General features: G+C 55.1%; 10 protein-coding genes and 1 pseudogene. 10 read left to right on the top strand and 1 reads right to left on the bottom strand.

Going from position 1 to position 14651, the window contains the following annotated elements:
- Positions 1-22: 22 nt before the first annotated feature.
- The 8 genes and pseudogenes from atpG (at position 23) to KGB25_RS02510 (ending at position 8191) form a co-directional block, all read left to right on the top strand.
- Positions 23-883 (top strand): F0F1 ATP synthase subunit gamma, encoded by an 861-nt coding sequence (gene atpG, locus KGB25_RS02545; protein WP_008027528.1) that lies wholly within the window; start codon positions 23-25, stop codon positions 881-883.
- A gap of 27 nt (positions 884-910) precedes the next feature.
- On the top strand, positions 911-2290 hold the full coding sequence (gene atpD, locus KGB25_RS02540) for a F0F1 ATP synthase subunit beta (protein ID WP_008027526.1): 1380 nt from the start codon (positions 911-913) through the stop codon (positions 2288-2290).
- 45 nt (positions 2291-2335) lie between these two features.
- The gene (locus KGB25_RS02535) at positions 2336-2761 is read left to right on the top strand and encodes a F0F1 ATP synthase subunit epsilon (protein WP_007969909.1); all 426 of its coding nucleotides are present in this window, start codon (positions 2336-2338) and stop codon (positions 2759-2761) included.
- A gap of 116 nt (positions 2762-2877) precedes the next feature.
- Complete coding sequence (gene glmU, locus KGB25_RS02530) at positions 2878-4245, top strand: bifunctional UDP-N-acetylglucosamine diphosphorylase/glucosamine-1-phosphate N-acetyltransferase GlmU (RefSeq protein WP_223434175.1); 1368 nt, start codon at positions 2878-2880, stop codon at positions 4243-4245.
- Positions 4246-4500: 255 nt separating this feature from the next.
- Entirely contained in the window at positions 4501-5277 is a 777-nt protein-coding gene (locus KGB25_RS02525) for a DeoR family transcriptional regulator (protein ID WP_008027522.1), read from the top strand.
- 1 nt (position 5278) lies between these two features.
- Positions 5279-7111, top strand: a complete 1833-nt coding sequence (glmS, locus tag KGB25_RS02520; protein ID WP_008041429.1) for a glutamine--fructose-6-phosphate transaminase (isomerizing) — start codon at positions 5279-5281, stop codon at positions 7109-7111.
- A gap of 162 nt (positions 7112-7273) precedes the next feature.
- Positions 7274-7678 (top strand): annotated as a pseudogene (locus KGB25_RS30490) (TniQ family protein); the annotation flags it as partial.
- 72 nt (positions 7679-7750) lie between these two features.
- A complete protein-coding gene (locus KGB25_RS02510; RefSeq protein ID WP_223434201.1) occupies positions 7751-8191 on the top strand; it encodes a hypothetical protein in 441 nt (146 codons plus the stop codon).
- 397 nt (positions 8192-8588) lie between these two features.
- Here KGB25_RS02510 and KGB25_RS02505 read toward each other — a convergent pair whose 3' ends face one another.
- The gene (locus tag KGB25_RS02505) at positions 8589-9386 is read right to left on the bottom strand and encodes a hypothetical protein (protein ID WP_223434174.1); all 798 of its coding nucleotides are present in this window, start codon (positions 9384-9386) and stop codon (positions 8589-8591) included.
- Between the two features lie 1145 nt (positions 9387-10531).
- On the opposite strand from KGB25_RS02505, the gene KGB25_RS02500 reads away from it, so the two are divergent.
- Positions 10532-12601 (top strand): ATP-dependent nuclease, encoded by a 2070-nt coding sequence (locus tag KGB25_RS02500; RefSeq protein WP_223434173.1) that lies wholly within the window; start codon positions 10532-10534, stop codon positions 12599-12601.
- Positions 12598-14586 carry a UvrD-helicase domain-containing protein gene (locus tag KGB25_RS02495; RefSeq protein ID WP_223434172.1) on the top strand — a complete coding sequence of 663 codons (1989 nt, stop codon included), beginning with the start codon at positions 12598-12600 and terminating at the stop codon, positions 14584-14586. Before KGB25_RS02500 ends, KGB25_RS02495 begins: the two co-directional genes overlap by 4 nt.
- Positions 14587-14651 lie beyond the last annotated feature (65 nt).

Below are 14651 nucleotides of genomic sequence, written 5' to 3'. Positions count from 1 at the left end.
TTGCTAACCTGATAGGTGTTACATGGCAGGCGCAAAAGAGATTCGCAGTAAGATTGCGAGCATCAAAAGCACGCAAAAGATTACCAGCGCCATGGAAAAAGTGGCGGTCAGTAAAATGCGCAAGGCACAAATGCGCATGGCTGCTAGCCGTCCTTACGCGGAGCGCATCCGCCAGGTTATTGGCCATTTGGCCAACGCTAACCCGGAATATCGCCACCCATTCATGATCGACCGTGAAGTAAAGCGTGTTGGTTATGTCGTGGTGAGCAGTGACCGTGGTCTGTGTGGTGGCTTGAACACCAACCTGTTCAAGGCTCTGGTCAAGGACATGGCGGTAAACCGCGAAAACGGCGTCGAGATTGATCTGTGTGTTGTTGGTAGCAAGGGTGCGGCTTTCTTCCGCAACTTCGGCGGTAACGTCGTAGCAGCTATCAGCCACCTGGGTGAAGAGCCGTCGATCAATGACCTGATCGGCAGCGTCAAGGTGATGCTGGATGCCTACCTGGACGGCCGTATTGACCGCCTGTCCGTGGTGTCCAACAAGTTCATCAACACCATGACGCAAACGCCTACCGTGGAGCAGTTGATTCCACTGGTGGCAACCCCGGATCAAGGACTCAAGCACCACTGGGATTATCTGTACGAACCGGACGCCAAAGAGCTGCTTGACGGCTTGATGGTCCGTTACGTGGAGTCGCAGGTCTACCAGGCGGTGGTCGAGAACAACGCGGCTGAACAAGCTGCGCGGATGATCGCGATGAAGAACGCTACCGACAACGCCGGTGATTTGATCAGCGATTTGCAGCTGGTCTACAACAAGGCGCGTCAGGCTGCGATCACCCAAGAGATCTCGGAAATCGTCGGCGGCGCTGCCGCGGTTTAACGGTTCAAATATTCAGAGGATCCAGCTATGAGTAGCGGACGTATCGTTCAAATCATCGGCGCCGTTATCGACGTGGAATTCCCACGCGACAGCGTACCGAGCATCTACAACGCTTTGAGTGTAAAAAGCGATGCAGGCACCACTCTCGAAGTTCAGCAGCAGCTGGGCGACGGCGTGGTTCGTACCATTGCGATGGGTTCCACCGAGGGCTTGAAGCGCGGTCTGGAAGTCACCGACTCTGGCGCAGCCATCTCCGTACCGGTCGGTAAAGCGACTCTGGGCCGGATCATGGACGTACTGGGCAACCCGATCGACGAAGCTGGTCCGATCGCCACCGAAGAGCGCTGGGGCATTCACCGTCCTGCGCCAACCTTCGCTGAGCAAGCGGGCGGCAACGACCTGCTGGAAACCGGCATCAAGGTTATCGACCTGGTTTGCCCGTTCGCCAAGGGTGGTAAAGTTGGTCTGTTCGGTGGTGCCGGTGTAGGCAAAACCGTAAACATGATGGAACTGATCCGTAACATCGCCATCGAGCACAGCGGTTATTCCGTGTTCGCCGGTGTGGGTGAGCGTACTCGTGAGGGTAACGACTTCTACCACGAGATGAAGGACTCCAACGTTCTGGACAAAGTGGCACTGGTTTACGGTCAGATGAACGAGCCGCCGGGTAACCGTCTGCGCGTAGCACTGACCGGCCTGACCATGGCCGAGAAGTTCCGTGACGAAGGTAACGACGTTCTGCTGTTCGTCGACAACATCTATCGTTACACCCTGGCCGGTACTGAAGTATCCGCACTGCTGGGCCGTATGCCTTCCGCAGTAGGTTACCAGCCGACCCTGGCCGAAGAGATGGGTACTCTGCAAGAGCGTATCACTTCGACCAAAAACGGTTCGATCACCTCGATCCAAGCGGTATACGTACCTGCGGATGACTTGACTGACCCGTCGCCAGCGACCACCTTCGCCCACTTGGACGCCACCGTCGTTCTGTCCCGTGACATCGCTTCCCTGGGTATCTACCCAGCGGTCGATCCACTCGACTCGACTTCGCGCCAGCTGGACCCGAACGTAATCGGCCAGGACCACTACGATACCGCTCGCGGTGTACAGTACGTTCTGCAGCGTTACAAAGAACTGAAGGACATCATTGCGATCCTGGGTATGGACGAGCTGTCGGAAGCCGACAAGCAGTTGGTAAACCGTGCTCGTAAGATCCAGCGCTTCTTGTCGCAGCCGTTCTTCGTGGCTGAAGTCTTCACCGGTGCCTCGGGTAAATACGTTTCCCTGAAAGACACCATTGCTGGCTTCAAAGGCATCCTCAACGGTGACTACGACCACCTGCCAGAACAAGCGTTCTACATGGTCGGCGGCATCGAAGAAGCGATCGAGAAAGCCAAGAAACTGTAATCCCGGCGCCCGGCAACGGGCGCTAATTTAGGTTGAGGCAATCAGATGGCTATGACAGTCCATTGCGATATCGTCAGCGCGGAAGGAGAAATCTTTTCCGGCCTGGTCGAGATGGTGATTGCGCACGGTGCACTGGGTGATCTTGGTATCGCCCTGGGCCACGCGCCGCTGATCACTAATCTCAAGCCTGGCCCGATCCGCCTGGTCAAGCAGGGCGGGGAAGAGGAGGTGTATTACATCTCCGGTGGTTTCCTCGAGGTTCAGCCGAACATGGTCAAGGTTCTTGCCGACACCGTGCAACGAGCTGCCGACCTGGACGAAGCCTCCGCTCAGGAAGCCGTTAAGGCTGCCGAGAAGGCCTTGCATGAGCGGGGCGCGGAATTCGATTACGGTTCTGCTGCCGCACGTCTGGCCGAGGCTGCAGCTCAGCTGCGCACCGTCCAGCAGATCCGCAAGAAGTTTGGCCACTAACAGGCCATCACTTGTTGCGCGATTGATTAAAAAGGGTAGCCTCGGCTACCCTTTTTTCTTTTCCGATTTTCATAACCTGGTCGCAGCCGCTGACCATCCAGGATTGGTAGCCAGTCATGTCTCTTGAAATTGTTATCCTCGCTGCCGGCCAAGGCACTCGCATGCGTTCGGCACTGCCGAAAGTCCTGCATCCGATTGCCGGCAACTCGATGCTTGGCCATGTTATCCACAGCGCGCGGCAACTTGATCCACAGCGCATCCACGTGGTGATTGGCCATGGTGCCGACGCCGTACGTGAGCGACTGGCAGCCGATGATCTGAATTTCGTCCTGCAGGACAAGCAGTTGGGTACTGGCCACGCGGTTGCTCAGGCAGTCCCGTTCATTGAATCCGACACCGTCCTGATTCTTTACGGCGATGTGCCGTTGATCGAAGTCGAGACCCTTCAACGTCTGCTCAAGCAGGTTGCACCGCAGCAATTGGGTTTGCTGACCGTTCAGCTGGATGATCCAACCGGCTATGGCCGCATCGTTCGTGATGCTGCCGGCAAGGTGACGGCTATCGTCGAGCAGAAAGACGCCAACGAAGCCGAGCGTGCGATCACTGAAGGCAACACCGGTATTCTCGCGCTGCCGTTCGCGCAACTGGGCGGCTGGATGAGCCGTCTTTCCAACAACAACGCCCAGGGCGAGTACTACCTGACTGACGTGATTGCCATGGCAGTCAGTGATGGTCTGGTGGTGGCGACCGAGCAGCCTCACGATGCGATGGAAGTGCAGGGCGCCAATGATCGCAAGCAGCTTTCCGAGCTCGAGCGTCATTATCAACTGCGCGCGGGTCGTCGTTTGATGGCCCAGGGCGTGACCCTGCGCGACCCGGCACGTTTCGATGTCCGTGGTGACATCACTGTCGGTCGCGATGTGCTGATCGACATCAACGTGATTCTCGAAGGCAAGGTTGTCATCGAAGATGACGTGGTGATCGGCCCGAACTGCGTGATCAAGGACAGCACTTTGCGCAAAGGCGTGGTGATCAAGGCCAACAGCCATATCGAAGGCGCGATCATGGGCGAAGGCAGTGATGCCGGTCCATTCGCGCGCCTGCGTCCCGGCTCCGTGCTGGAGGCTCGTGCGCATGTGGGTAACTTTGTCGAGCTGAAAAACGCTCACATGGGCGAAGGCGCCAAGGCCGGTCACTTGGCCTATCTGGGCGATGCCGAGATTGGCGCACGCACCAACATCGGTGCAGGCACCATCACGTGCAACTATGACGGTGCCAACAAGTGGAAAACCGTGTTGGGTGAGGATGTGTTCATCGGTTCCAACAGCTCGTTGGTGGCGCCTGTGGATATCTCTAGCGGTGCGACCACTGCGGCCGGATCGACCATCACGCAGAATGTGGATAAAGAGCAACTGGCCGTCGGACGTGCGCGCCAGAAGAATATCGATGGCTGGAAACGGCCAGTGAAAATCAAAAAGGCCTGAGTTATCCACAAGCGTTTGCGGTGTTCGTTAGATCGCCTTCGCGGGCAAGTCGGATCGCCGCACCGCTCGCTCCTACAGATGAAGTCGTACACATTATGTGGATTGACTACGATCCCGTAGGAGCGAGCGGTGCGGCGATCCGACTTGCCCGCGAAGCTTTTATCCACAGACCTTTTTATCGCCTCGCGCTTGACGAAGTTTCACCAATAGGTTTTGATTGCTTCCGTTATCTTTCGAATCGAAACTTACCAGGTCATGTCGAAGCGCAATACACCTCAACGCCGTCACAATATCCTCGCCTTGCTCAATGAGCAGGGCGAAGTCAGTGTTGATGAACTGGCCAAGCGCTTCGAAACCTCGGAAGTTACGATTCGCAAGGACCTGGCGGCGCTCGAAAGCAATGGTCTTTTGTTGCGCCGGTATGGCGGTGCGATCACCATGCCTCAGGAACTGGTCGCCGATATCGGGCAACCGGTTTCCAGGTACAAACAGGCGATCGCCCGCGCTGCCGTTGCGCGGATCCGCGAGCATGCCCGGATCATCATCGACAGCGGCAGCACCACGGCAGCGATGATTCCGGAACTCGGCCAGCAGCCGGGCCTGGTGGTGATGACCAACTCGCTTCATGTCGCCAACGCCTTGAGTGAACTCGAGCATGAACCGGTGCTGCTGATGACCGGCGGTACCTGGGACCCGCATTCCGAGTCTTTCCAGGGGCAGGTCGCCGAGCAAGTGCTGCGCTCCTACGATTTCGATCAGTTGTTCATCGGTGCCGACGGCATCGACCTGGTGCGCGGTACCACCACCTTCAATGAATTGCTGGGACTCAGCCGCGTCATGGCGGATGTTGCCCGTGAAGTGATCGTGATGGTGGAGTCCGACAAGATAGGCCGCAAGATTCCCAACCTGGAGCTGCCATGGAGCAGCGTCCATACCCTAATTACCGATGATCGCCTGCCGCTGGAGGCACGCGATCAGATACAAGCCCGCGGTATCACGCTGATATGCGCGGCTGTCAGTCAGGAGAAATAGCATGTGTGGAATTGTCGGTGCAGTCGCAGAACGTAACATCACTGCCATCCTCCTCGAAGGCCTCAAGCGCCTGGAATACCGTGGCTATGACAGCGCCGGTGTGGCGGTCTATACCAATGACCAACAGCTCGAGCGCATGCGTCGTCCGGGTAAAGTCAGCGAGCTGGAACTGGCGCTCGAAGCCGAGCCGCTGGCCGGCCGCCTGGGCATCGCCCACACTCGCTGGGCCACTCACGGTGCGCCGTGCGAGCGCAACGCTCACCCGCATTTTTCCGGTGATCTGGCGGTGGTGCACAACGGCATCATCGAGAACTACGAAGCCCTGCGCGAACAACTCAAGGCATTGGGTTACGTGTTCACATCGGACACCGACACTGAAGTCATCGCCCACCTGCTGAACCACAAACTCAAAGATCTGAACGACCTGACCGTAGCCCTCAAGGCCACCGTTAAAGAGTTGCACGGTGCTTACGGCCTGGCCGTGATCAGTGCTCGGCAACCGGATCGTCTGCTCGCCGCTCGCAGTGGCAGCCCGTTGGTTATCGGCCTTGGCCTGGGTGAAAACTTCCTCGCTTCCGACCAGTTGGCCCTGCGCCAGGTCACTGACCGCTTCATGTACCTGGAAGAAGGCGATATCGCCGAAATTCGTCGCGATAGCGTGCAGATCTGGGACGTTAGCGGCAAGGTCGTAGAGCGTCAAACCGTGCAGTACCGTGACGGTGCCGACGTGGCTGACAAGGGCGAGTTCCGCCACTTCATGCTCAAGGAAATCCACGAACAACCGGCTGTGGTGCAGCGTACCCTCGAAGGTCGTCTGAGCCCGGACGGTGTGTTGGTACAAGCTTTCGGCCCACAGGCTGCCGAGCTGTTCGCCAAAGTGCGCAACGTGCAGATCGTCGCCTGCGGCACCAGCTACCACGCCGGCATGGTCGCCCGTTACTGGCTGGAAGAGCTGGCCGGCATCCCGTGCCAGGTCGAAGTCGCCAGCGAATTCCGCTATCGCAAAGTCGTGGTGCAGCCAGACACCCTGTTCGTGACCATTTCCCAGTCCGGCGAAACCGCCGACACCCTGGCCGCGCTGCGCAACGCCAAGGAGCTGGGCTTCCTCGCCAGCCTGGCGATCTGCAACGTCGGCATCAGCTCGCTGGTGCGTGAGTCCGACCTGACCTTGCTGACCCAGGCCGGTCGCGAAATCGGCGTGGCCTCGACCAAAGCCTTCACCACTCAATTGGTTGGCCTGCTGTTGCTGACGCTGTCCCTCGGTCAGGTGCGCGGCACTTTGGCCAAAGGCGTCGAAGCCACCCTGGTCGAAGAACTGCGTCGCCTGCCTACCCGTCTGGGCGAAGCCCTGGCCATGGACAGCACGGTGGAGAAAATCGCCGAGCTGTTCGCCGAGAAACACCACACCCTGTTCCTCGGTCGTGGCGCGCAATTCCCGGTAGCGATGGAAGGTGCCCTGAAACTTAAGGAAATCTCCTACATCCACGCTGAAGCCTACCCGGCCGGCGAACTGAAGCACGGCCCGTTGGCGCTTGTGGATAACGACATGCCGGTAGTGACCGTGGCGCCCAACAACGAACTGCTGGAGAAGTTGAAGTCCAACCTCCAGGAAGTGCGCGCCCGTGGCGGCCAACTGATCGTCTTCGCAGACGAACAGGCCGGCATGACCAACGGCGAAGGCACCCACGTTGTGCACATGCCGCACATCCACGACATCCTGTCGCCGATCCTCTACACCATCCCGCTGCAGTTGCTGTCGTACTACGTCGCGGTGTTGAAAGGCACAGACGTTGACCAGCCGCGCAACCTGGCGAAGTCAGTCACCGTGGAATAAGTTATCCACAGCTGAATCAAGGGTGAAATTAGAGAATAAAAACTGTCGCTGGGGAATAAAAACTGTCGCAGAGGGGGTGGAGGCCAGGAGGTCTCTCCTTCCTGTGACATGCCTCATCTCGTGATCTGCGCCTGATTTAGGCAGCCTTCTTCGTGATCAACAATGCTTTTGACGATTCAACGCGACGAATCCCTTCAATCCTACGTGGACAGGAACATCTTCCTAAACTGGGGAAACTCCACCGCTGATTTTTTCAAACCATTCTCGAAATCAGTTCTACTTTTTTCGGAAATGAGGACCATCGCATCAGCAATGAATTGGCATGGCTGCCAAGGCTTCAATCGACTCTTGCATTTCCATACGGACTACCCTCGTAGCTCAGTTTTCAAAAGGGTCGATAATCTTTCATATTCTCAGGATGCTTACCTGCGAAATGATAAATGCGATGAAACAAAAAGGAGACCTTCAGCTTTTTGTCCTGAATGCATAAGAGAAGACATGATCTCATTTGGCTTTTCTTTCTGGCGAAGATCTCACCAAATCGGTATGAAGGTTTGCGTTAAACATAACCTTGTTTTGCAGAGAGACTGTCCATTCTGTGACATGCCTTTCACGCGGATGGGGCATGGATTGGAAGTCATGTGGAACGGCTGTGAGGGGAATAGTCTCGCGACCATTACTGCCGTGAGTAATCAAGATCCCTTTGAGCACAAGCGTTCAAAGCTTCTCCGTGATATTTACTCCTTCGGCTTTCACGTATCGGAAGAGGCTGCGCTTATCCTTTTGCACGAGAAGCTATCATCAAAGTCCCATCCGGAGTTACTCGCATCTCCAATCGGTGATGTGGTAATAGAACTACTCAATAATACAGTCTTACTTATGAATGAGCAGAAGTTTGACTATCACTTCGAGAGCAAGTTTAAGGGGCTGGTCTTTGAAGCAATATTGCTTACTTACGATAGCTTTAGTAATTTTATGAGCGATCTCAGAAGCAACTCTGTTGTTCTTCGATCAACCGAAACTCTTTGGGCCAACTACCAACCGCTTGGGACTGAATCAACCGATTTCCGGGTTGATTGAGGTCAGAAGTGGTGCCGCGTGTTAGCCCGAATCAAGCACAGATATTCTTCGAATGCACACGGATAACGCCCGTGAGAGCATTTGTAGCCTGTCGGGCGTCTCGGTCGATACAAACTGGACTCATCAATCGGAATGCTGTGCGATTGGGAGCATCTCCTCAGCCATTTGACTGCATTGACGCTGGAGAGCGTCCAGTACAATGCGCAGCTTGCTGACGTCGTATCCACCTGACGTTATGGACTCGGCAGTCGCATCATAGAATGCGTTAGCGTAGCTTTCCTTGTAGTCGAGTGCGCCCTGGTAGGCATCTAACTTTTATTCTTCGAACGCCTGGTGCCGTGTTTAAGGCGTCTTTCTATTAAGACAATCTATCCGTTAGAGCATCTGAAATCTCGTCTTATCTGTTTGTTGCTTGTGTTTTCTTGCCGGCAACAAAATTATTAGACGCGGCTATTTTCACCTTGCTTGGCCTTGCAGGGTTGCCGCTTGCGCGCTCAGGATTGAATGCAGGCCATCTGTCGCCTAGGCCACGAATTAAGTAACGATTTGTCCGGTCCTGTTCAGTGTTTCCTGGCTCGTAGTAGTCTGCCTGCTTATAGGAAATGAGCTCAAAATGGTACAAGCGGTTCAGTGATTGCGGTATTTGATGGATAGGGACGCCCGCGAGCCGTGAAATGGTTTTGTAGTTGATCGTTGCGATATGAAAGTTGCTTCTATCTCTGAAGGCGGAGATGACCAAGTAAACCTTTAGGGCATAGAGGCTCAAAGCGCTGAATTCAAATTCCTGCAAGACGAGCAATTTGGTTCGGCTGCCATCGTAAAGTCTAGATTTGGGCAATTTCCCATGATAGCTCTCGCCCCATCCCGCCATTTGCAAAATGGTGCCCTGGCGTATGGGCTTTTCAACCTTCTCGAGCAGCCCCTCTTGAATCAAGCGCTTCAATGCTCGGGCTACTATCGGTCGGGATAACCCTGAAAGCGCAATCAGCTTTGGATACGTCGTAGCCAGCTGCCCACTATGGTAGTCAGCAAGCATGCACAGGCTAATGAATAGCTTCAACGCAGCGATGCTTGAGTTCTGCTGTACGCGATTCTTCGACTCTTCACCGACGCGACTGTCGAAGACCGTAACGCCTCCACTTTGAATCCATTTGATGGGGAGTCGCGCGAAATCTACCGTCTCGGAACTACTCATAGATCAACTCCGTTTCCAAACGATCGCAACCACTGCAACTGAGAGGGTGATCACCGCACACAGTGCAAGGTTGAGTGGATTTGCCGTGAGGGCTGCCGAGAAAATATTGAAGAATTGATCCATTTTCGTGTGCTCCGAAATCAGTTATGGAGCCATTCTTCCTTCCTCCCCCACCAGCATCTAGATGATCGATTATTCAAAAAATGCAGGCAAGGCCTTATTAGACGTGGCTTTGAGCTTTTTTTGATTAGTTAATTCTAGATCGTCTTACCTATCAAAATAGGCCATCAAAAGAGCTAAAATGAATCAAAAATTGATTATTGATTAGGTGAGAAATGCTGGGTTTCGTGGAGATCAATTTACGAGAGCGCTTGAGAGTGCCTGGAGCCGTTCCCTATGTTCGCCGCCAACGTGGAGGACACTTCGTTTTAGAGATCGCAACGCCTCAGGGGGTGTTTATTCTGCAACGACAACGAGGTGGGACGAGGGAGTTCAAGAGTCTCGAGACGCTCATGACGCTACTGGCAAGCCAAGGGGTCGTTGAGTTTGCTGTTCTTCTCGATGATGCAAAGGTGAATCCCAGTGGTCCAGTTGCTCCTTGGAATCGACTGCCACGAGTGGAAGATATCTCTCGAGCCTCATGGCGACATGATTTTGATATACCTTTTTAGGCATGGAATGCGTCAAAAACCAGAGTTTCAGATGCTAGATATCGGCCGCCCGATGGCCCACTTCCGTGAGGTGGATCGGTATGGCAGTGAGCAGCTGCGCGGAAGCGGGCGACCGGAACTTGACTGAAGATCGCGTCATACTGCTGTAGGCCAGAAGTCGTCATTGATCAGTAAGGATCGCGAAAGCCAAGAAGCCGAGTTTGCTCCAGTTGTGCCTCATACCAACGCATCACTGTAATCGTACGCTCAACCACCGTGCTCAACTCAATCCAGCCTTTCTGCGGATACGAGCGGTAGCAGAACAGCTACAGGTGTTAACCCTGGCGCTGGGCGAAATTCAATCGTGCGGATGGGTAGTCGTGATGTGCATTTCATGGCATATAACTATCGTCTTCAGGGAAGAAATAGGGCCTGCCAGCGAATGCTCGAGGACAGCCGCTCCCTGCCATGAATTACGATTGAGGGAGCATTGCTGTGTACCTTTCCGCTTTGAAAATCGAGAATTTCCGGCAGTTCGGTCACGCCAAGCATGGCTTGGATATCCGATTCAATGAAGGGGTGACCGCCCTCGTCGGAGAGAACGATGCGGGCAAAACCGCAGTCATCGACGCTATCCGCTACGTGCTGCAGACCCGGGATGCCGAGTATCTTCGTTTGCAGCTCGAAGATTTCCATATCGCGAAAGACGGCACTCAGGCCGAAACCATAACCCTTGTGTGTGTCCTAGAGGGGCTTAGTGCCATGGAGCTAGGAGCCTTCGCTGAATATGTGACCTATAAGGGCAGCGCAGGTCGGCTCTACGTCCACTGGTCCGCCCGACGTGTAGCTGCCTCGGCGGCGACGCGCAAATGGGTCGATATCTCTATCCGCTCAGGCGAAAACGGAGAGGGCCCGTCACTGGATGTAGGTGTACGGCAGCTACTGGCTACCGCATACCTCAAACCGCTGCGAGATGCTGAGCGGGAAATGTCCCCGGGTAGAAACTCCCGTCTATCACAGGTGCTGAACAGCTTTCCGAGCATTGATGCCGGGAATGCCTTCGATGAAGTTGTACCGCCTGCTGGCATCCCTGATGCTGAGGCACTCAGCATCGCGGGCATGGGGGATTACCTTCGTCATTTGGTGAACAAGCACAGCGCCATAATCGCTGCCCAGAAGGAAATCAACGAGTCCTATCTCGGCCCGTTGTCACTGGCTGGTCAACCCCTGACGAGTCGGATCGGTTTTGGTGAGGGCGGTACGGACTCAGCGAAGCTCAAGCAGATCCTCGAGCGCCTGGAACTGGGGTTGCTGGATCAGGCCTCTGGGGAAACGCGAGGCGTCTACGGATTGGGCTCCAACAACGTCCTGTTCATGGCGTGCGAATTATTGCTCCTGGGCAAGGAGCCGGATGGATTACCTCTACTCCTGGTGGAAGAGCCAGAGGCGCATTTGCATCCGCAGCGTCAGCTTCAATTGATGGAGTTCCTCGAAAAGGCGACAAAACCTGCTGAAGGGTTCCGGCCGGTTCAAGTCATTCTGACCACCCATAGCCCGAATTTGAGCTCGAAGATACCACTGCAGAATCTTGTCTTGATGCAACGACAACAAGCGTTTTCACTTGCTGAAGATCAGACTTGCTTGGCTGTTGACGACTATCGATTTCTGAGCCGATTTCTCGACGTCACAAAGGCCGGGCTCTTCTTCGCAAAAGGCCTCCTCGTGGTCGAAGGCGACGCCGAGGCAATTCTGCTGCCAGCTCTCGCTCGTAGGCTCGGTAAGGATCTCACCAAGCACGGCGTCTCGATCATCAACGTGGGCGGCGTAGGGCTGAGGCGTTACTCGAAAATCCTGCAGCGCCGTGATACCTCGAAAGGAGAAATCACGGTTCCGACAGCGTGCATCACCGACATGGATGTAATGCCCGATTGCGCTCCTCACATCTTGGGATTGAAAGGCGTTTCAGGCTCAACCTGGCCCGACAAGGCCAATCGACGCTGGCGAGCGAAGAAGGATTTTGGAAGCACAGCCACCGAGCTGGAGCTGGGCCTCAAGGAGCACCGAGATAAGCGCACGGAAAGCGACGGCCAATGCGTGCGAACGTTTGTTGCCGATCATTGGACGCTCGAGTATGACCTGGCATTCAACGGCCTTTCGAAGGAAGTGCATCACGCAGCCTATTTCGCCATCAATGAGGAAAAAATCGATGAGGCAAAGGAAACCAAAGCAAGCCTGTTAACCAAAGCCGACGCAGCCTATACAGAAATCGAAACCAAGCATTCTGCTGCTGACGCCCGTTGTTCCGCGATCTACAAGCTGTTCAAGCGGGCGTCCAAGGCGATCGCCGCTCAGCATTTGATTGATTTGATTGACCAGCGGTTTTACTCCGGCAATCTGGATGCCAGCGGATTACGCGGACTTCTGCCGACATACGTGGTTCACGCAATCGAATACGCAACCCGTGGCTCAGCCTTGTCGACAACTGGTGGTATCACCACGCCAGCGATCGCTAGCCTGATTTCCGATTCAGGGGCTCCTGCTCCGGTCGAAGAGAGCAAGGAATGATTCTGGGCCAACTGATCGACCCAATCACGGACGCCGACATCGATTGGGTTATCGAGCTAATGCGCTTGAAACCACTAGACGAACCTCGCCGCCGTTTCCTGAAATCCATGGATACGATGGACATATCCGCATGCCCAGGAAGCGGTAAAACGACCTTGGTTGTTGCGAAGCTTGCGATCCTGGCCCGCCATTGGAAGAGCCGAATGCAGGGCATTTGCGTGCTCTCACATACCAATGCAGCCCGGGAAGAGATCGAGCATCGCCTCGGTGGCACTGAGATTGGCCAACGCCTACTGAGGTTTCCCCACTATATCGACACCATCCACGGATTCACTGGACGCTTTCTTGCTTCTCCATGGTTGCGATCCAAGGGGATTCCTCTAACTGCGATCGATGACGACGCTACCCACAAAGCTCGCAGGAGGGCGCTGACACCCGCTGAGTATCGCGGTGTCGATACTGCATTTACGCGCAAATTTCTACGTGTCGAGAGCCTGCGAATCAAATCCGTCGACTTTTATCACCCGCTCCAAGGGCGAGACTTTGACTTTGCGCCTCATACCGCCACCTACAAAAGCGTGTCCAAGGCACTTGGCCAAGCTGCCAAAGCAGGGTACTTCTGCTTTGATGAGGTATTTGTACTCGGGAACGCGCTGCTTGATGAAGAGGATGGTGTGGCTGCTGCGCTACGCCTGCGCTTCCCCTGTGTGTTGGTGGATGAGATGCAGGACACCCAATCCGACCAGGCGGGCATTCTCCAACGGGTGTTTCCTCACGATGATCCCAATGTCCGCGTTATCCGGGTAGGCGATCCCAATCAGGAGATTTTCGAGAAGAAGACCCCGTTGGCTGATCCATTTCCGGATCCTCACCGCCAGCTGGAGATCGCCAGTAGTTTCCGGTTCGACCAGGCAATCGCATCGATCGCCAACCCCTTCGCCTATTTGCCAATTACGGACGGTTTGATTGGGCTTCGTGCACAGCGTGAGTCAAGGCCCATCCCGAATACGATCATCGTTTTCCCTGATAAGGACACCAGCCAGGTTTTGGATGCCTATGGTCGGTTGGTAGTGGAGCACTTGCCTGCTGATGCGCTCAAATCGGGGGTATTCGCCATAGGTGCAGTGCACAGACTGGAGAATTTCAAGGAAAACCAGTATCCCAAAGCACTGGCGCATTACTGGGCACCCTACCAATCAGAGGTGAGCAAAACATCGTTCAAGCCTCGCACTTTTGTAGAGGGGGTCCATATCGCTCGTCGGTATGTTGCGCGCGAGCCGACAGCGGCGTCAGGGGTAGAGCTGCTGGCCTCCTGCCTGGCCAACCTAGCAGTCCTGGCGTTCCCAGCTACCGTCCTACCTGTAAAAAACCGGCGCCACCAGATGATCGAGCAAGGCCTGTTCACGAAGCCTGACGTAGCTGCCCTTTACCGGGAGTGCCTCCAGCAACTCCTGTTCGAGCCCACGGAAATGACGGAGCAGCAATGGGATGGCGTGGTCTCATCTAAGCTTTTGCGCGTAGCGGCTGCTCTTCAGGACTCTGACGTCCGTACAGCCGCCACCCAAAGTAACGAGTATCTGGCGTGGGGGCCTGCTCCTGCTGCTGCAGATTCTGTGGAGAGTGGCGGGTCGCTGATCAATACCTACAGATTCGAAGAAGGTCAGAAAGGTGTCGATATTCGCCTGTCATCCATCCACTCTGAGAAAGGCAAGACACATGCTGCAACGCTGATTCTGGAAACCTTCAGAGGGACGCATTTCATCCAAAAGCTCATGCCTTGGCTTGAAGGCAAAAAATCGGCTGCCAAACGACCGCAAGAGACAGCCAGGAAGGACATGATGTTGATGTACGTCGGAATGACCCGCCCCACTCATATGCTGTGCCTCGCAATACGCCAAAGTAGCTTGGGAGAGGGTTCTATCGGGGTGAAACGTAGAACAGCACTGGAGTCAGCCGGCTGGTCGATTCTGGATCTGACTGCCTAGCAGAGCGCTCACTGTCACATTGATCAGGCGCTATTGATATCTATTGTTGACGTTCATTCGGACAA

The organism is Pseudomonas sp. BF-RE-21, assembly GCF_019947305.1.
GTDB classification, from domain to species: domain Bacteria; phylum Pseudomonadota; class Gammaproteobacteria; order Pseudomonadales; family Pseudomonadaceae; genus Aquipseudomonas; species Aquipseudomonas migulae.
Note: the sequence above shows the minus strand (reverse complement) of the source record. Positions and strands in the feature narration are given on the sequence as shown.

What these genes read in the sequence shown, in the direction of transcription:
- atpG (WP_008027528.1), top strand. Translation starts at nt 23, where the DNA reads ATGGCAGGCGCAAAAGAGATTCGCAGTAAGATTGCGAGCATCAAAAGC.
- atpD (WP_008027526.1), top strand. Translation starts at nt 911, where the DNA reads ATGAGTAGCGGACGTATCGTTCAAATCATCGGCGCCGTTATCGACGTG.
- KGB25_RS02535 (WP_007969909.1), top strand. Translation starts at nt 2,336, where the DNA reads ATGGCTATGACAGTCCATTGCGATATCGTCAGCGCGGAAGGAGAAATC.
- glmU (WP_223434175.1), top strand. Translation starts at nt 2,878, where the DNA reads ATGTCTCTTGAAATTGTTATCCTCGCTGCCGGCCAAGGCACTCGCATG.
- KGB25_RS02525 (WP_008027522.1), top strand. Translation starts at nt 4,501, where the DNA reads ATGTCGAAGCGCAATACACCTCAACGCCGTCACAATATCCTCGCCTTG.
- glmS (WP_008041429.1), top strand. Translation starts at nt 5,279, where the DNA reads ATGTGTGGAATTGTCGGTGCAGTCGCAGAACGTAACATCACTGCCATC.
- KGB25_RS02510 (WP_223434201.1), top strand. Translation starts at nt 7,751, where the DNA reads ATGTGGAACGGCTGTGAGGGGAATAGTCTCGCGACCATTACTGCCGTG.
- KGB25_RS02505 (WP_223434174.1), bottom strand. Translation starts at nt 9,386, where the DNA reads ATGAGTAGTTCCGAGACGGTAGATTTCGCGCGACTCCCCATCAAATGG.
- KGB25_RS02495 (WP_223434172.1), top strand. Translation starts at nt 12,598, where the DNA reads ATGATTCTGGGCCAACTGATCGACCCAATCACGGACGCCGACATCGAT.